Genomic DNA, 19,270 nt, shown 5'->3' with positions numbered 1-19,270 from the left:
TAGCAAGCACCTAAACGTCTAATCGTTAATTTTACCGACAAAGACAATACAGTTCATAAGGAATTCATGAAATCTAGTCCTTTTCTTGCGTGGATTTTACGTATGCCACTTATCAAACGTTGGGCACTGATGCATGCGGTAAAACGAGAAAATGTAGCGGAACACAGTCATCAAGTAGCCGTAATTGCTCACCTACTCGCCTGTATTCGCAATACCTACTGTGGCGGAAATATAAACCCGGAACGCGCAGCAACAGTGGCTTTGTACCACGAAGTATCTGAAACTAAACTACAAGACATCAACCATGTCACAAAGTATCATAATCCTGATTTAACAAGAGAATTCAAAAAAATTGAAGAAATGGCTGAAAAAGAATGTCTAGATACCTTACCTAGTAAGCTTCAGTCACAGTTCAGTGGCTTACTTGTTCAACAAAATGTTGATCCTGAATACAAGAAAATTGTTAAAGCGGCTGACCTTATTTCAGCTTATTTAAAAGCGTGTGACGAATTAAACTTCCATAATCGTGAATTTGAACAAGTAAAACCTAGACTGGAAAAGATGATTCATGAATACAAAAATGACATGCCTGAAATTGATATTTTTATGCAACTATTTGCAGATAAGTGTTTTGTAAATGTTGACCAATTGTCCGAAGGTTAACGCTTTCATGGGCATGAATTCGATAACAATTTTTGAGACATATCATTAAAAATAGGTAAATTACATGAACGCATGGCTAACACGTAAAACAGAACGGGCGTCTCAACACGATGGCGACATTAGAACGCCTTTTCAACGTGACAAAGCCAGAATTATGCACGCGGCGTCTTTCCGGCGATTACAGGCTAAAACCCAAGTGGTCGGCGTGGGGATCAGCGATTTTTACCGTACCAGGCTCACTCACTCGCTAGAGGCTGCGCAAATTGGTACGGGCATTGTTGCTCACCTAAAAGCGACTCAACCTGAGTTATCAGCCAACTTATCTCTAGACGAATATTTAATCGAAGCTATCTGCTTAGGGCACGACATTGGCCACCCCCCTTTTGGTCATGGAGGTGAGGTAGCGTTACATTACATGATGTCAGCGCATGGCGGATTTGAAGGTAACGGCCAGACATTTCGCATTCTAACTAGCCTAGAATCTTATTCTGAGTCGGACGGAATGAACCTCGCCAGACGATCACTATTAGGTGTCCTTAAATACCCTAATTTTATAGAGACCTTAGACAAAAAGCGAAAATACCCAGTAAAAACGGATAAATTAAACACGGTAAATACGGCGCATTGGGTGCCACCGAAAGGTATCTTTAGCTGTGATAAAAACACATTTGATTGGGTAGTATCGCCGCTTTCGTCTGAAGACAAGTTACAACTAATGTCTTTAGCTGACTTAGAAGACGGCAAACAAAAAACGCAATTTAAGTCCATTGATTGTTCCATAATGGAGTTAGCAGATGACATTGCATATGCAGTGCATGATTTAGAAGATGCTGTAGTAATGTCTTTAATAGACCAAATGCGTTACCACAAAGAAGTAACTGTATCATTAAGAGAGCTTAATATCCCTTGGTTGTCAGAAAATGCCCTACGCATAGAAGAACAACTCTTTAGTGGCAAAACATTCCCCCGAAAAAATGCCATTGGTGGCCTAGTCAATGCATTTATTACTGCAATAAAAATGCATTCGTTGAATGCGTTTAAGGAACCGTTGCTCGATACGAATGCTTATTTACCAAGTCACTTTGCCATTGCGCTAAATACGTTTAAGCAGTTTGTCTTTCGCCATGTGATCCGCAAACCCGAAATCCAAATATTGGAATATAAAGGCCAACAGATGATCATGGCGATGTTCGAAGTATTTGCAAATGAACCGCAACGTTTACTGCCGGAAAACACTGCAAGGCGTTGGAAGGAGGCAAAGAATAGTCACATGGAAATGCGCATTATTGCAGATTATGTCTCGGGTATGACGGATGAATATGCTAGTCGAATATATGCAAATCTATTTTTACCAAAGTCACACCGTATTACAGACAGATAGTAAGGCTTGCTTATCGTTGATGTATGATTTTGAAATAATCCAAGAATCATGCTGGTCTTATATCATAAGTTTATAAAAGGCAGCTTTTTATGCGATTGAAGTTTACAAAAAGTACAGACATTAAAGAACATTACGTCACAGATGAACAAGTGTGGCAAAGCCGTCGCGCGATTATCAAAGGAATGGGCTTTGCTGGTGCGATGAGTGCACTATCAAGTTCTGCAAGTGCAAACCCTTTAAAATGGTTTTCTGATGAAGACAAAGCATTATTCGTTCAATCGCCTTTAAACGCTATAACTTCGATAGTTGCAAAAGACCCAATGACGAAAGAATCAGTGGCAACTAGTTATAACAACTTTTATGAGTTTGGCACAAGTAAAGATGCCCCAGTAAAAAATGCGCAAGAATTTAAGGTAAACCCTTGGATCCTGAAAATTGATGGACTAGTAGAATCCCCGACGACTATTGGATACGATGATTTGTTTTCCAAATTCTCGCTAGAAGAGCGAATATATCGACTCCGATGTGTAGAAGCATGGTCTATGGTTATCCCTTGGGTAGGATTTCCGTTAGCAAAATTACTAGCGCTAGCGAAACCGCTTTCAAGCGCAAAATACGTGGCATTTGAAACGCTAGAAGATCCAAAGCAAATGCCCGGGCAACGCAGTCGATTTGCTGGAGGGGGTATCGATTATCCGTATGTTGAAGGCTTAAGAATGGATGAAGCCTTGCATGACCTAAGTTTTATGAGTGTTGGGATGTATGGCAAAACACTCCCGCCACAAAATGGCGCGCCAATACGGCTGGTATTGCCATGGAAATATGGTTTTAAGAGCATTAAATCGATTGTAAGAATCACGCTTACAGACAAACAACCGCCCACTACTTGGAATATACTTGCCCCTAGTGAATATGGGTTCTATGCAAACGTTAATCCTAAGGTCGATCACCCGCGCTGGTCACAAGCGCGTGAGCGCAGAATTTTAGGGACAGGTTTACGTGATCAGCAACGTTTAGATACCTTGCCATTTAATGGCTATACGGAAGTTGCTTCGCTGTACAAAAATATGGATTTAACAAAGTATTATTAAACGCCTCTTATATCGGTAAATAATCGTTCATGCTAAAAATATCAAAACCAATTCGTGTGCATAAGCACGTCATTACCGTAACGCGTGCGTCAACCCATGTAGTCGCCGCGTTATGGCTTATTATTGTTTATGTTGGCGCACTAAAAGGGAGTATCGCCGGCGACCCTGTCCAATACCTTATTGAATTTAGTGGCAAAGGTGCAATTAACCTTTTACTTATTAGTTTAATGATTAGCCCGATTGCCAAATGGCTCAAGTTTGGGCAACTACTTAAATTTAGGCGCACGACTGGTGTTTATTCAGCCATTTACGCATTATTTCATTTATACGTGTTTATTCGTTACGAATTACAATTTGAATGGGGTTTAATACTCAGTGAAATTATTGAACGGCCGTATATTACTGTAGGTTTTGTTGCCTTATGTATGCTATGCGCCTTAATGGTCACAAGTCCTTCAAGGATAAAACGTATGATGTCTAGTCATTGGCAGAAGCTCCACAATTGGGTTTATCCAACGAGTATACTAACGATTATTCATTTTTGGTGGTCGTTAAAATCAGAGTGGTCTGAGCCCTTATTTTACTTGGTATTTTTATGCATACTCTTGGCATTTAGGTATAAAAAATTCATGCCTAAAACTAAGCGTTAACAAATAGACGATTACATTTACCTATCGCCTGATCCCATGTGGTGCTAGAAAATACACATAATACGTTTGGATTTCGCTTACTAACGCATCATATTCGTCTTCACACAACATTTCATACATCAGCGGTTTTAGTTTACGCAAAAACATGTAGCACTCTTTTCGCCACTTAACATCGACACAATCATCACATAAGGCATTCATGAGTGTATTCACAACACGCATGTGGTTGCGCTTTGTATCGCGCATCGTTTCGCACGTTCGTGCTTCATTTAAACCATCACAAACATACCTTGCAATAATCTCTTTACTCTCACCATTGCAACCATAACGTGCACCGCATTCAAGCATTGAGAAATAGTTTGAGTACATGCTAGTTACTCCCATTTAATTTTACATACTTAGATTTTGTTTCATTCACTATTTTCTACTATAAGAATATAAATTTATTTATGCAAATGATAATGATTACTATTTGCATAAATTATAATCTGCGCTATGCTTTACGCTCACCGTTAAATTCGAGGATAAGCAACGTGCAAATGAAATTTCTATGCGACCATCACAAACAATGGGTTATGGAACAACCTGATGAAGCACTAAATTATATAAAAGGCTTAGAGGATGAACTTCAATATGCCAGCATGATGCAAGATGAGCGAAAGCAAAGTGCTATATTCGGCTCAGGCATTGAAACAATAACCTTGTTACTCAGGCAGCATAAATTAGATATCATTTTTTTAAGTACTCGTTTAACTAACTTGTCTATTCGATTTGCAAACTTTTTAGAACAACGAGAGAAATATGGCCTTGCGAGTAAATTAATAAGCTCATCAATAGCGACCCTATTACTGTTAAAAGATAGTAATCAACAAAATGGGATTTTGAATAATCAGCTAAATAGTTACGGTTCTCGTCTTAAAATAAAACATGCGGCATTGGTAAAAAATCCAATCAGATCGGATGACTGTAACAATAAACGTTCAGTCTAACACTTCCATTATTAAGGGCTTAAAATGTTTAAAATTAGTTCAGTTCAGAAGTGGAAACGTCATACACACGCAGGTAACGAGGCATTTAAAAATAAATTCTACCTGTCAGCGATGATTTATTATCAACAAGCCATTGCGCTGGTAGAAGACGTAATGAGCGATGAAAAAGATGCGCAGTTACAGATTGCATGTTTATATGTGAGTTATCAAAATCTAGCAGAATTGTATGCACAAAATAAAGAGCATGACTTGGCGCATAATATCTTGTCTACCCTCTGTGATTCAATCATGTCGGAACTACGAAAAGTAAGTGTAACGCCAAACAAACGGCGTTTATTAACTTGGGCACTAAAGCAAGCATCTGCGTCGCTATGTACGTTAAAAAAAGAGCTCAATACCGATCTGTCCACATTAAGTAATATGTGTGAGCGCCACCTGTTGTCAAACACAATCGGTGTATAGGCAGGCGTTTCTATTTCAATATAGTTTCAGTATAACTCGGATAAAACAAACATTTACATCGACAAAAATTGATGATTTAATATAAATACAAATCATTCTCATATGCAAAATGCATTGCATTAATATTACTAGGCTTATCATGAATACAAAATCTATTTTCCTTCTTAGTTCTATCGTCGTGGCTGTATCGGGCTGTTCAGGAGACGATGGTAGCAATGGTGCTGCAGGCACGCCGGGGGCAATAGGCGCAGATGGAGCACCCGGTCAAGACGGTGTGAGTGTCTTTGTAACGCGCGACGACGTTATAAAAACAAATGCTAACATCGCATATGCAGCGTATGCAGATTCGCTAATTTCAGCAAGTCAACTCAAAGCCTCACTAGAAAAGCTGGCAAGTAACCCCACAACTAGCACGTTTGATAACGCCAAACAGGCATGGCTTGCTGCACGAGAGCCATACGGCCAAACTGAAGTTTACCGCTTTAGAGCGGGGCCAATTGATGCACTAAATGACGATGGCACACTCGGTGAAGACGGAGATGGCCCAGAGGGACGAATCAATGCATGGCCTTTGGGTGAAGCACTCATCGATTATGTCGCTGCGGTAGTAGATGGCGATGCCGGCCCTGAAAGCCCAGCGAATGCCATTAATGGTAACATTATTGCTAACACAACTGACTTCCCAACGATTGACAAAGCTGCGATTGAAGGAGCATTTGAGTTTGGCGAAGATGAACGAAATGTCACCAGCGGATATCATGCAATTGAATTCTTACTTTGGGGACAAGACTTAAATGAAGACCAAAGTGGTGTAGGTACGCGGGATACTTCTGGCGGTCAACGCCCACTCAGCGACTTCTATACAGCGTCAAATGGTAACGCAAATGCTTGTACTTCTGGGCCTGTAGGCACTACCGACGACATATGTCAGCGTAGAATCGATTATTTATTAGCATCCGCAGATGTATTGATTGATGATTTAACGCGTGTCGTTCAGGCGTGGGAGCCCGGTGCAGGCGTACATTATCAAGCCTTTATTGGCGGTGGTGATGTATCACTTTCAAAAATTCTTGAAGGTATGGGACGCCTAAGCTACGGCGAATTAGCAGGTGAACGAATAAATATCGCCTTAACCACAGATTCACAAGAAGACGAACATTCATGCTTCAGTGACAATACTCACCGTGATATTTTCTTAAACGCAAAAGGCGTTCAAAACAGCTTCATGGCGACTTACACACGTATAGACGGTGAAGTTATCGACGGCGCATCTATTTATGACTTACTCGTTGTTGAAGGTGACCCTGAACTGGCAAACGTATTGCGAGCAGCGCTTGAAACAACCATGTCAGCGGCCGCAGTTATCGACACAAAAGCGAAAACAGGCACGCCATTTGACGTGCTAGTGCAAGAGGGTGTGCAGCAAGCTAACATTCTTGCAGTGATTCAAGGCTTAGTAAATCAAACCGATGTAATAGAGCAAGCGATTGAAGCCTTGTCTATTACTACTGATGATTTACGTCAAGATACCGAAGAAGACATAAGCGGATAAATAAGCTTGAACAAAACATCAATGAATTCAGTGTTCAAGTTATTATGCACGTTTACTGCAGGTGTTTTCATTAGCGCTTGCGGTGGGAGTGGTGGAGCCGAGAGTCCTCCACTCCCTCCCCCATCGACGCCAGTGCAACCCGAACAGCCGCTGGTTCCGAACCCCGAACCAGCGACAGATCATGCAGGTTTAGTGCCGATAAACCCTTTAGTCCCAGACGAAAATGAACACTTATCGGGTGGCGCTATTACTGTGTTTATCAAAAATGAAGATGCATTCAGTGGGCGACCGACGCCAGTAAAGCAAGACTTTAGATTTGATGGTAACTTTACCAGCGGTGATCATATTTTTAGAACACCAAATCAAAATTTTGGCCCTTTATTAAATACGAGCACTTGCCAAGGCTGCCACCTAAATGATGGACGAGGTGTATTACCTAAAAGTGAAAACGACCCTTTCACCAGTATGTTAGTGAAAATATCAGACGCCTTTGGACAAGCTGATCCGACATATGGCACTCAAATACAGACGTTTTCTGCCAGTAGTTTTAATACTTCAGACTTTAGTGCTGGTTGGCCTCGACATGACGGTAGCATTAACGGAACGATTAATTTGGGTGAAGCATTTGTATTTATCCGCTACGAAGACCTAAATCTTCAGTATAGTGATGGCACGCCGGTAACATTGCGCAAACCTATTTACTATATTAGAGACCTCAGTTTTGGCGCCTTTGTTGACGACATACAGTTTTCACCGCGCATATCCCCTCAGGTGTTCGGCGCAGGTTTATTAGAAGCAATACCAAGCGAACACATTGAAGCACTCGCAGACCAAAGCGACAGCAATGGCGACGGTATCTCAGGCAAAGTATCCCGCGTTACGAATGTTATTACTGATGCAGATGCTATTGGCCGTTTTACTTACAAGGCACAAACGCCATCCGTATTGCAACAAGCGGCTGCAGCATTTAATGGCGATATGGGTATTACGACTACCTTGTTCCCCAATGAAAATTGTACTCAAAATCAATTGACATGCCTTAACGATGCCGCTCTTGAACGCAATCCAGATACTCCGGATGTGAGCGACCGAGAATTAGCCATGGTCGAATTTTACAATCGCGTGCTCGCTGTCCCTGCGCGTCGCGGGTACAACGAAAACAGCAATGCTTGGGATGAAGACATTCTTAGAGGGAGAACGCGCTTTTTTGAATTAGGTTGTGCGAGTTGTCACACGCCGCGACATAAGACAGGTATCGCAAAAGGCAGTGAATTGGGCGAAATTACCTTAACAGGCTTAGAAGCTAACCCGTCAGACATTGCGTTTTTATCTGAACAAACAATATATCCCTATACTGATTTGTTATTGCACGACATGGGTGGTCAATGTGAGATTAGACAAGAAACTGACCAAGGCCTTAGCTGCGAATCAGGCGCAGACTGTTTATATGTGCAACGTTGTGAGGGCTTAGCAGATGGCGTTATTCAGGGAAATGCGATTGGCTCCGAGTGGAAAACTCCACCGCTATGGGGTTTGGGTTTGGTGCAAACAGTCAACCCAAACGCCACATTTTTACATGACGGAAGAGCCCGCACAATTGAAGAGGCAATACTTTGGCATGCAGGCGAATCCAGCGACGCTCAAGCGGCATTTTTAGCATTAGATAAAGAAGCACGAGCAGACTTATTGAGCTTTCTTAAGTCCTTATAAGAGCGTATTGAGTGATAACCAAAAATGCATCAATTGACTAAACAAATTCTTTCAAGCGTTCATTTACTGTCCTTTAGAAGTAAAACCAATGTCTTAGTACTAAGTGCAGGTATTTCCGCAATATGCATTACCGCCTGCGGCGATAATGAGCGCTATGCCAGTAGTGATTCAACAACGAGTATTCCAGTTTTCGATGTCACTGAGTGGCTACCCGGCGGTGAGACGACATCAGTTAAATCAATGTCAGGTAACTTTATTCATCCAAGCGCAAATTTACATGGGATGGCTGCCTTAAATTTTTGGACAGGATTTTCTTTGTTTAGAGACCCTTGGGTCATTGCGCCAAGTTCAACAAGAGACAGAGATGGTTTAGGGCCTCTGTTTAATGCACGATCATGTATTGCATGCCATCAATCAGGTGCCAAAGGCTTGCGCCCAGAGTCCACCAAAAATGCGCCAACGGGCTTGGTGTTTAGGCTCTTCAACTTTGCACAAATCCCGTGGGTAGACGATAATTATGGTGATCAAATACAAACTCTGTTTATTCGAGGCTTTGAACATATAAGATTGGACAACAGCAACAAAAAAATATCCTCATTGGCAGCCGAAGTAAAAATACATGTCAAATACACGCAATTAACAAACAATTATCCAGATGGCACCAAGTACATATTACAACAACCATCGTATACCCTGTTCGAACATAGTGATGGCTCGTTGCATCCAAACACCCATTTGTCGCCTCGTTTTGCACCGAGTATCTTTGGTACTGGGCTATTAGACGCGATTGCGGAGCAAGATTTAATTGCGCAAGAAGATATCAACGATATCAACAACGACGGGATAAGCCCAAAATACAATAAAGTTCCGTTGCTATCAGGTAACGATAAAACTAAACAAACCGCCCGTTCAGATATGCATATAGGGCGTTTTGGTCTAAAAGCTAAACACCCCACCCTAAAGCAACAAATAGCCGCTGCATTTAGAGATGACATTGGTATTACCAATAGGCTGTTTCCAAACGAATCTTGTGCAAAAAACCAATTGGCTTGCAAGCAAGTAGCAAAGCTTGGAGGACATGATGACGTTGAATTGTCCGATAAATTATTGAATGTAGTCCTTACATTTAATCAACATCTAGCGCCTGCAAAAGCCCGTAATTTAATGAGCAAAGCCGCACAAAATGGTAGAACGTTGTTTTACGAGGCAGCTTGCCATCAATGCCATACGCCATCTTACGTAACAGATAAACACTACCCAGTAACAGAATTAGCCAATCAAAAAATCTGGCCATACACAAATTTAGCTTTACACGACATGGGTGAAGATTTGTCTGATTCATACGGTACTGCTAATCGCGAAAAAACTGCCTCCGCTGAGTACCTAGCAACACCAAGGGAATGGCGTACACCGCCTTTATGGGGAATAGGTATTATCGAACAATCACCGCAGCCCGCATTTTTGCATGATGGCAGAGCAAAGAGTATTGAAGAAGCTATTTTGTGGCATGGCGGGGAAGCCAATCAAAGCAAGCAAACATTTATTCACATGTCACTAGCTCAAAGAAATGAGCTGCTAACATTTTTGAGAGCAATTTAGGATAACTCCATGGCAACAGTCATAAAACAAGTCTTACTCATCTCGTTTTGTATATTTGTATCAGTAAGTTTACTTGCTTGCGGCGGCGGGTCAGATTCAACAAACTTACAAATGCCTGCGCCTCAGCCTTCACCCACACCAAGTCCGCCGACGGTACCCCAAACACTTGATGATCAATTGGCGGAACTCACCGCCGCACTTGCCGATGATTTAATATTGCCCGCGTACCGCAACTTTCAAACAGGCGTCTCTGACTTTAACACAGCGACAAACGCATATTGTAGCAACCTAGCGCCGACTGAAGAGAGCATTAGCCAATACCAAATACAGTGGCTAATGCTTAGTAAAGCATGGCAAGGCATTCAATGGCTAAAAATAGGCCCAGCGATGTCTGAAAACAGATTATTTAGAGTACAATTTTGGCCAGACCGAAATGATGCTGTAAGCCGAGGTGTCGAAAACGCGTTAATTGAACAAATCCCCATTGATGCAACGTTTATCGCTAATCAAAATGTAGGTGCACAAGGCATACCTGCACTAGAATATCTCTTATTTAATGAAGAAAACCCTTTAAACCGTGCGTTCAACCGTGATAAACGTTGTGAACTTATTCAAGCCATTACAGTAAATTTGATGAATATTAGTAACGAACTTGTAGATGGCTGGGAAAATACATCTCAACGTGACTTTACAAATGGCGAAGGTGAATTTTCATCAATCAATGACGCATTAGAAGAATTTGTTACTAACTGGCTTGAGTTTATTGAATTAGTTAAAGACGAAAAACTCATTGTTCCTCTTACTGCAAATGCCCCTGGACGCCCTGATGCAGCAGAGCATTTTAGAAGTGATAAATCTCTTGAGATAATCGCCTTAAATGTCAACACGCTACTTGCTATTTATGGCAATGACGAAAGCACCAGTTTTCGCCACATTGTGAAAAGCTTTTTAGCGCAAGGCACGATTGACGACGAAATCATGCGCAGCCTTAATGGCGCAAAAGATGCAGTAGAAAGAATTCTGGCAATACAAAACAGCTATACCGCAGCCTTAAATGATCCAGAGCTGCGACAAGAACTAAATCTGTTAATTGGCCATTTACGAGATTATCGAGATCATTTCACGACAGGGTTTATTCAATCCTTAGACCTAAATATTGGGTTTAACTCTAACGATGGTGATTGAGTTTTAAATGATTAACAACACGATTGAATCGCCTGTTTCTCGTAGACAGTTTGTGAAAAGGATCAGCGCCCTTGCCGGTTTTACTGCAATTAACTCAATGCTTGGGTGCAGTATACGCAAAAGCGAGTTGCCCGTTTTTATTAGTTGCGCAAGTAATCGGCAAAACGAGCATTTTGTTGTAGCGTTTACACAAGCAGGCATATTGTCTCAAACTAAAATCCCTGTGCGTGGCCACGATTGTATACCGATGACGTCGAAGGCCAATCAAGCAGTTGTTATCGGCCGACGGCCTGACACTTTTGCGGCAGTGATTGATATTGCAGAAGGCAAAATAATACGGACCTTTGCTAGTGAAGCGAAACATCATTTTTATGGCCATGGTCGATTAATTTGCGACGATCAGTACTTAGTTACGACCGAAAATGCTTATGAAGCTGGTGACGGCTATTTGGTTGTACGAGACACTGAATCACTCAAGGTACTCAACCGATGCAAAAGTGGTGGTATTGGCCCTCACGACATCGCCGTGTTACCAAACTCACAAAACCAAGCTGGTGCAATAAATGCACTTAAACTTGTGGTCGCGAATGGCGGCATACTGACCCACCCTGATTATCCAAGAATAAAGTTGAACATTGATTCAATGCAATCCAATATATCAATAGTCAATCTCTTCAATGGTGAAATAGAGAATCATATTGATGCACCAAACAAAGCGGTCAGTCTTCGCCATGTTGATGTGAACGAGAATCAACAGATTGTCGTGGCGGGTCAGCATCAACATAAGCACCATGGAAATACACCACTCGTTTTTAGCGCTATACCCAACGACGAATATTTACAGCCGTTCGATTTACCCTCATCAACGTGGCAAAGTATGAAAGGATACACAGCAAGCGCAAAAGTATCATCGACCTCAGCATTTGTCAGTAGCCCAAGAGGACACAAGTTGTATGTATTTGACTTGGCAAGTAATGCTCTGGCGCAAACAATACACATGCGAGATGTTGCAGGCCTTATCAATACGAACAAAAGCGTGTATGCCACGTCGGGCAAGGGCAAGGTTTTAAGTGGTATTCACCAAGGTAGAAAACCTAAAACTATGCTTATTGGCGAGCAATTGATGTTCGACAATCATGCCGCTGTTAGTAAGCTTACTATTTAACCTGAACTCGGGGATAAGCAACGCCGTCCGTCTGCGCTAAATTTTCTCGTCAACGTTTCGTGACACTAAACAGCTAAATAAAAACAAAAGAGCATTGATAATTATTCTCATTTACATATACTATACGCAATTAGAAAATATAAACATGCCAATTACACGTAGAGAAAAACATGGAAATGAAAAAATCACTAATTGCCCTTGCGCTTTCAAGCTCCTTTATTTTAACCGCATGTGGTAGTAGTTCTGGTGATGATGCACCTACAACACCTACTCCGCCGCCTGCACCAACAAATAGTGCACCGACTGATATAAGTTTATCTAGTGCTAACGTTGCAGAAAACACGGCAAGTGCAGAAGTAGGCACATTGAGTGCAACTGACGCTGACACAGGCGATACATTTACGTTTACTACCGAAGACAGCAACTTTGCTATTTCTGGTAGTACATTGTCTTTCGCTGAAGGTGTTTGGTTTGATTATGAAAAAATGCCAAGTGTTGATGTAGAAGTCACCGTTACTGACAGTGGCAACGCAACATTCACAAAAACCTTTACAGTTGACATTGAAGATGCGCTCGATTACTACGACTTTCCAAGCAAGTTTGTAGACGGTGAATCTGCCGTGTCTTATAGTGGCCAAACGGCGCGTCACTTGCTTATTAATGATTTAAATACACTCATTAATACGCAAATAGGTGATTTAGAAAGCTTTGATACAGCAGGTACATTCACGACAAGAGATGACGTGATGGAAGCCTTACTTTCTTATTTCGATGTACCTGACTATGACGTGTTGTCCCAACGTCCGCTACTTACCACATTGTCTGTAGATGCAAAGCAAAGTACCCTAAATGAAATATCCTCTTCGAATAAAAACTTAGTGGGCAAAATTGCGGGTAATGATCCAGTTGGACAACATCAAGATTGGAACAATGGTGACTTTGCTGGATGGGGCGAAACAGGAAGTACAACACCAGAAATGCTTACGCGTACATTTTTTAGTATGCTTGCGGACAATGCAGACAGCCAGTTGCAAGGAATCGTTCGTCAAGACCCTTTTGGGAATGACATTACCAAAATTTACATCACTGACGATGGCCGAGATCTTAAACAATTAATACAAAAATTCTTGTTGATGGCTGTAGCATATTCTCAGGCCGCTGACGATTATCTTGATGCCGACGATAGTGAAGAACAAAAGAAAGGACTGCTTTCAGATCACACCGACACCAGTAACAACTACACCCCACTAGAGCACCAATTTGACGAAGGGTTTGGTTACTTTGGCGCGGCCAAGAACTATTTAAGTTTTACTGACGACGAGCTGGCACAAAAAGGCGGGCGCGACGGTTGGCAAGGGTTTAATGACCAAGATGAAGATGGTGAAATTGACTTTAAATCTGAATACAATTTTGGTCAATCTACCAACGCCGCCAAACGTGATCGCGGCGCGACTGTCGCCATAGATTTAACAGCTGATGCAATGAATGCATTTTTAGCGGGCCGAAAACTGTTGAACGATACAGCAGGTACAGCGCTTACCGAAGACCAAATGACTGAGTTACTTGGCCACCGTGATACTGCATTGTTAGCGTGGGAAAAATCGATTTCAGCCACAGTTGTGCACTATATTAACGATACAATTGCTGATTTAGAAACTGTTGGCACCGAAAATCTCAATTATGCTGACTTGACAAAACATTGGTCTGAAATGAAAGCATTTGCCCTTGGTCTTCAGTTCAATCGTTTGTCTCCATTAAGTAAAGAGGACTTTGTACAAGTACATACCTTAATGGCAGATAAACCTGTATTGGTACAAGCTGATATTCCTGCATATATTGCAAACTTACTTGCAGCGAGAGATATACTCGAAGCAGCTTATGCGTTTGATGCAGATAATGTCGCTAACTGGTAATAAGCCTATAGCTCTCAGTGCTATGTGATGTATAGGCATCTTTCTTTCGCTTGAGAATATCAGGCAAAAATAAAGCCGATTGTGAATATCGGCTTTTTACGTAAATAAACACCTGGAGTAAATGCATGACAAAACGCATTGTCAAAACTGCTATCGCGCTTGCAGTGGCAAGTATTATTGTTGGCTGTGGTGAAAGCACAAGTACAGAGACAGGCGCACAATTTGGACAACAAGATCGTGTCGTCGACAATACTTTTAACGAAACGGCACTCCTCACGTCTTTAGTTGATAAGGTAATTGTGCCGACTTACCTTGAGTTTGCGCAAAATGCACTGGCCTTACAAAACGCGATTGATAACTACTGTGGTGCATTGTCCTCGCAAACCGATGCTAGCGGCGATTTAGCAAATGCGCAGGCGAGCTGGCAAACGGCAATGACTACCTGGCAACTAGCCGAAATGATGCAAATAGGCCCATTGCTTGAAAATGGCAGTAATTTACGTAATAAAATTTATTCATGGCCAAATGTGTCCTCTTGCGCCGTCGACCAAGATGTCGTTAATGCAGAAGCGCAAGACTACGATATTCGTCTAAGGACATCGAGCAGAAAAGGCCTCGACGCACTTGAGTACACCTTATTTAATACCAACTTAAATCATTCATGCACGGCCTTTGGTACCGCGCCTGACGGTTGGAATAATCGCCCAGATGATGCGCGAATGATTGCGCGTTGTCACTATTCGTTGATTGCCGCCAATGACCTAGTTGAGAACGCCAATGTGTTAGTTGATGCTTGGCAAGGTAGCGAAGGCTACGGTGAAATATTGAAAAATGCCGGTCAGCAGTTAAGTGACTTTACCAGTGCTTTAGAGGCGGTCAACGATGTCTCGGACAGTATGTTCTACCTCACTGAGGTCACAAAAGACGCCAAATTAGCCACGCCAGTTGGCTTGTTTGCTAACGATTGCGGTTTAAGCCCTTGCGTAGAAAATGCCGAATCAGTGTATTCAGACCATTCATTACAAAACATTATTGCCAATTTAAAGGCATTTCAGACCTTATTTTTTGGCGGTAGTGAAGCAGATGTCGGCTTCGATGACTTTTTAGTCGAAGAAGGTGATGCAGAAACAGCAGAAAAAATGAAACAAGACTTGGCGGCTGCAATTTCCTTTGCTGAGTCACTCAACTCGTCATACGAAACACTGTTGAGCGAACAAGCTGATCAGGTAGAAGCCCTGCACGAAAACGTGAAAACAGTCACCGACACCTTAAAAACCGATTTCATCCAAAGTTTGGCGCTTGAACTACCCGCCACATCTGCTGGCGATAACGACTAATAAGAGGCTCCTCGCTTTATATGAAAAAAATATCTCCCACTTTATTAGCTGCTGCCGTCGCAAGTGCGCTTTTTAACACGCAGTCCGCAATAGCGGATGACAGCGCGAATGAACACATAAATGATACCGCTGAAAATATTGAAAACACTGAACATATTAGCATCATCGGTGGCCAAGCTTCACTTAACAAGACCGCAGGCTCCGTTGCGCGTATCGATGAATTAGCGCTAGAAGCTTACGAATTTGATGATATAGCGCGCGTGCTAGCCACTGTGCCGGGCGTCAATATACGCCAAGAAGATGGCTTTGGTTTACGCCCCAATATTGGGTTTAGAGGTGTTACGCCGGAGCGCAGTAAGAAGATAAACATCATGGAAGATGGTATTTTAATTGGCCCTGCTCCCTACTCTGCACCTGCCGCCTATTACTTTCCTATTGTCAGTAAAATGACGGCAGTGGAAGTAACAAAAGGTCCTTCAACCATTAAATACGGCCCCAACACTGTGGCCGGCGCATTGAACCTTGTTACCCGCAGTATACCCGCTGATGCAGAAGGAAGCCTAGACTTAGCGTTTGGCACCGACGGATATTACAAAGCACATACCTATTATGGGAGCTCAGTCGATAAGTTCGGTTTTTTGTTTGAGGGGATCACGCTTGGTAGCGCTGGGTTTAAAGACTTAGATGGCGGTGGCGACACTGGATTTGAGAAAAATGATTTATCTGCCAAATTTTCATACGATTTGTCGTCTGCAAGCAATGCAACACAACAATATTTTGAACTAAAACTCGGTTATAGCGATGAAATCTCTGACGAAACTTATCTTGGCCTCACAGATGAAGACTTTGCTAAGACACCGAATCGACGTTATGCCGCAAGCCAATTAGATAGCATCGACTGGGAACACACGCAGATTCAATTGACCCATGTCGCGACAAATGAAGATTGGGAATTCACCACACGCGTTTATCGACATGACTTTCAAAGAGCTTGGAACAAGCTAGATGAATTTGGTAGTTCTTTTAATGGCGATATTCCTAGCTTGCAGCAAATATTAATATCGCCGAATAGCGACGAGAATATTGGCTTTTACAATGTACTTACCGGACAAGCAGACAGTACGGCACGCGAAATTCTCGTACTTGGGAATAACGATCGTGAGTTTTTCTCGCAAGGGATTCAAATGTCTGGCAGTGCTAGCGCTGAATTGTTTGCGCTTGAGCATACGCTGAATGTCGGCATTCGCATGCATGAAGACGAAATACAACGTAATCATACGCAAGCTAACTACTTCATGCGCGCCGGTCAACTAGTGTCTACAATGGAAGACCGTGTGTCGACAACTACTAACACTGAATTTACCCGAGCGTGGTCAGTGTTTATCGAAGATACCATTGAATTCGACGCCTTAACGATTACAGCGGGTATTCGTGGCGAGCTTATTGAAGGTGAGTATCAAAATCGTGCACCAGGCTTTGAGCAGGACTTTCAAAATAAAACTACCCGAATCTGGCTACCGAGTATTAGCGCTTACTATGCGCTAAATGATAATGCCGGTATTTTCGGTGGTGTTCATCAAGGCTTTGTACCAACAAGTCCCATTCAGCCTGAGTCTATTGAGGTTGAACAAAGTAACAATTTTGAAATCGGTTATCGTTTTGTGGACAATGGCAACCGCGCTGAAGTCATCGCATTCTTTAGCGATTACAGTAATCTGCTTGAATCGTGTTCTATTTCAGCGGGTTGCGATACTGACACCACATTCGCTGCGGGCGATGTCGACGTATACGGCCTAGAAGCGTTAGGCGCTTATACATTTGAGCTTTCAAATGGCCTTTCTTTACCGATTACCTTGTCATATACCCATACGCAATCCGAGTTTAAACAAACTTTTTACTCACCATTTAATCAATGGGGCTTTGTTGACGTGGGCAACAAAGTGCCATACCTCGCGGAAAACATGATCTCAATGAATGCGGCGCTGCAAGCAAGTAAATGGGATGTATCTGTATTAATTTCGTACACCGATGGCATGCCCGAATCAGCCCAGACTGCCTTAAGCGGCGATATAAGAGACAGTACGCTAGCAGGTGTCGTGACCGATGACCTATTTAATATCGATTTGAGTGCAGGTTATAACTTGGGTTCAGCGGGCCGAATGTATGCAAAAGTGGACAATATATTGGACAGTAATGACATCGTTAGCCGTCGTCCATTTGGCGCGAGGCCAAGCAAACCTAGGCAATTTGTATTAGGATACCGGTATTCATTTTAATTAACGTTGAATATACGCGTAAAGCAAATACGCAGACTTTATGGACTTAGCCCTCGAACAACTTAGTGCACTGGCATACTACGTAATAGACCCGAATAAACGTTTGTTTATCGGGTATATTGTTGGCGCGCTTGTGTTTGCAGGGTTTGTTTATTTTCGTAATGCTAAAAGAAACTCATCCTTTCTTGGTTTTTTTCGCTACGTATTCCCTAAAAAGCTTTGGCTACATCGGTCTGCCAAACTCGACTACCAGTTATTCATTGTCAATCGCTTATTGCGCGCCCTACTTTGGGCACCTATAGTGATAACGATGGTGCCTATGGCGCTGGGCTTGACTGATATCTTAGAGTATATGTTTGGGTCAATTGAACCGATAACGTCAAATAGCACTGTTGTCATCGGCAGCTTTACCTTGCTGCTATTTATTTTGGACGACTTCACACGTTTTATCTTGCACTACGCGATGCATAAAATTCCATTTTTATGGCAATTTCATAAAGTACATCATTCGGCAATTGTAATGACGCCTATCACAGTGTATCGCTCTCACCCACTTGAAAGCTTCTTGTACGCCACTCGCATGGCGATTGCACAAGGTACAGCGGTCGGCGTTAGTTATTACCTGTATGGGCCCCAGTTATCCATGTTAGATATTCTTGGGGCAAATGTATTCATCTTTGCCTTTAATGTAATGGGATCAAACTTGCGGCACTCCCATGTGCGATGGCATTGGCCCACGCCAATTGAGCGTTGGTTTATTAGCCCAGTACAACATCAAATTCACCACAGTATCGACAAACAACACTACGATAAAAACTTTGGTACTGCATTGGCGGTTTGGGATAGGTTGTTTGGGTGTTTAGTGTTGTCCAAAGGCATTGAGCGCATTCGCTATGGCTTAGGCAGCAGAGAAAAAACACATGCCTCACTCATAGATGCATATTTGCGTCCCCTAAACGCCATGCTTTCATTTTCAAAGCAGTCAATGGCTGAACGGTCAGTTACTATGCAGCCAATGTACAATGAAGAAAAACAAGCGTCAGTTAAACGCGATACAAACACCTCTAAGTAATACCACTTGTTACTTTCAAATTAAAAGATAAGCGTCAAAACAACGTTGTTTTCTGACGAATCACCTTACTATACCCATAATCAATCTTATGCAGCTATATCGCCATACGATGTGCAATCCAACGATAAATGCAAGGCCATCATAAAGGAATAGTTAAAAAATATACAAAAAACACTTGCATGTGTTTTTATACAGTATTACTGTATATGAAAACAGTATGTATAA

16 protein-coding genes are annotated in these 19,270 nt (G+C 42.2%); 15 read left to right on the top strand and 1 reads right to left on the bottom strand.

Annotation, left to right across the window (positions count from 1 at the left end; all coding sequences use genetic code 11):
- The first annotated feature begins 66 nt into the window (after positions 1–66).
- The 4 genes from yfbR to msrQ all read left to right on the top strand — a co-directional run bounded on the left by yfbR (position 67) and on the right by msrQ (position 3,785).
- Positions 67–663 (top strand): 5'-deoxynucleotidase, encoded by a 597-nt coding sequence (gene yfbR, locus QQK00_RS04275; RefSeq protein ID WP_284216240.1) that lies wholly within the window; start codon positions 67–69, stop codon positions 661–663.
- Positions 664–727: 64 nt separating this feature from the next.
- Positions 728–2,044: an anti-phage deoxyguanosine triphosphatase gene (locus QQK00_RS04270; protein ID WP_284216239.1), complete on the top strand. Its 1,317-nt coding sequence runs from the start codon at positions 728–730 to the stop codon at positions 2,042–2,044.
- A gap of 89 nt (positions 2,045–2,133) precedes the next feature.
- A complete protein-coding gene (gene msrP / locus QQK00_RS04265) occupies positions 2,134–3,135 on the top strand; it encodes a protein-methionine-sulfoxide reductase catalytic subunit MsrP (protein ID WP_284216238.1) in 1,002 nt (333 codons plus the stop codon).
- Between the two features lie 29 nt (positions 3,136–3,164).
- On the top strand, positions 3,165–3,785 hold the full coding sequence (msrQ, locus tag QQK00_RS04260) for a protein-methionine-sulfoxide reductase heme-binding subunit MsrQ (protein WP_284216237.1): 621 nt from the start codon (positions 3,165–3,167) through the stop codon (positions 3,783–3,785).
- 21 nt (positions 3,786–3,806) lie between these two features.
- Here the strand turns inward: msrQ and QQK00_RS04255 are convergent, their stop codons facing one another.
- Positions 3,807–4,154 (bottom strand): hypothetical protein, encoded by a 348-nt coding sequence (locus QQK00_RS04255; RefSeq protein WP_284216236.1) that lies wholly within the window; start codon positions 4,152–4,154, stop codon positions 3,807–3,809.
- Between the two features lie 164 nt (positions 4,155–4,318).
- On the opposite strand from QQK00_RS04255, the gene QQK00_RS04250 reads away from it, so the two are divergent.
- From QQK00_RS04250 to QQK00_RS04200, 11 genes are all read left to right on the top strand, one after another.
- A complete protein-coding gene (locus QQK00_RS04250; RefSeq protein ID WP_284216235.1) occupies positions 4,319–4,774 on the top strand; it encodes a hypothetical protein in 456 nt (151 codons plus the stop codon).
- 24 nt (positions 4,775–4,798) lie between these two features.
- Positions 4,799–5,236: a DUF2753 family protein gene (locus QQK00_RS04245; RefSeq protein WP_284216234.1), complete on the top strand. Its 438-nt coding sequence runs from the start codon at positions 4,799–4,801 to the stop codon at positions 5,234–5,236.
- Between the two features lie 139 nt (positions 5,237–5,375).
- Positions 5,376–6,788 (top strand): imelysin family protein, encoded by a 1,413-nt coding sequence (locus QQK00_RS04240; RefSeq protein WP_284216233.1) that lies wholly within the window; start codon positions 5,376–5,378, stop codon positions 6,786–6,788.
- A 6-nt stretch (positions 6,789–6,794) separates the two neighbouring features.
- The gene (locus QQK00_RS04235) at positions 6,795–8,498 is read left to right on the top strand and encodes a di-heme oxidoreductase family protein (protein WP_284216232.1); all 1,704 of its coding nucleotides are present in this window, start codon (positions 6,795–6,797) and stop codon (positions 8,496–8,498) included.
- Positions 8,499–8,522: 24 nt separating this feature from the next.
- Positions 8,523–10,097 carry a di-heme oxidoreductase family protein gene (locus tag QQK00_RS04230; protein ID WP_284216231.1) on the top strand — a complete coding sequence of 525 codons (1,575 nt, stop codon included), beginning with the start codon at positions 8,523–8,525 and terminating at the stop codon, positions 10,095–10,097.
- Positions 10,098–10,106: 9 nt separating this feature from the next.
- Entirely contained in the window at positions 10,107–11,282 is a 1,176-nt protein-coding gene (locus QQK00_RS04225) for an imelysin family protein (RefSeq protein WP_284216230.1), read from the top strand.
- A 7-nt stretch (positions 11,283–11,289) separates the two neighbouring features.
- Positions 11,290–12,447: a DUF1513 domain-containing protein gene (locus QQK00_RS04220; RefSeq protein ID WP_284216229.1), complete on the top strand. Its 1,158-nt coding sequence runs from the start codon at positions 11,290–11,292 to the stop codon at positions 12,445–12,447.
- Between the two features lie 170 nt (positions 12,448–12,617).
- Positions 12,618–14,360 carry a DUF4856 domain-containing protein gene (locus tag QQK00_RS04215; RefSeq protein ID WP_284216228.1) on the top strand — a complete coding sequence of 581 codons (1,743 nt, stop codon included), beginning with the start codon at positions 12,618–12,620 and terminating at the stop codon, positions 14,358–14,360.
- 125 nt (positions 14,361–14,485) lie between these two features.
- Positions 14,486–15,697: an imelysin family protein gene (locus tag QQK00_RS04210; protein WP_284216227.1), complete on the top strand. Its 1,212-nt coding sequence runs from the start codon at positions 14,486–14,488 to the stop codon at positions 15,695–15,697.
- Positions 15,698–15,717: 20 nt separating this feature from the next.
- Complete coding sequence (locus tag QQK00_RS04205) at positions 15,718–17,973, top strand: TonB-dependent receptor family protein (protein ID WP_284216226.1); 2,256 nt, start codon at positions 15,718–15,720, stop codon at positions 17,971–17,973.
- Between the two features lie 40 nt (positions 17,974–18,013).
- A complete protein-coding gene (locus QQK00_RS04200; protein ID WP_284216225.1) occupies positions 18,014–19,045 on the top strand; it encodes a sterol desaturase family protein in 1,032 nt (343 codons plus the stop codon).
- Positions 19,046–19,270: the final 225 nt, after the last annotated feature.

The organism is Agaribacter marinus, from assembly GCF_030160655.1.
Lineage (GTDB): Bacteria > Pseudomonadota > Gammaproteobacteria > Enterobacterales > Alteromonadaceae > Glaciecola > Glaciecola marina.
This window is presented reverse-complemented; position numbering and strand designations above follow the sequence as displayed.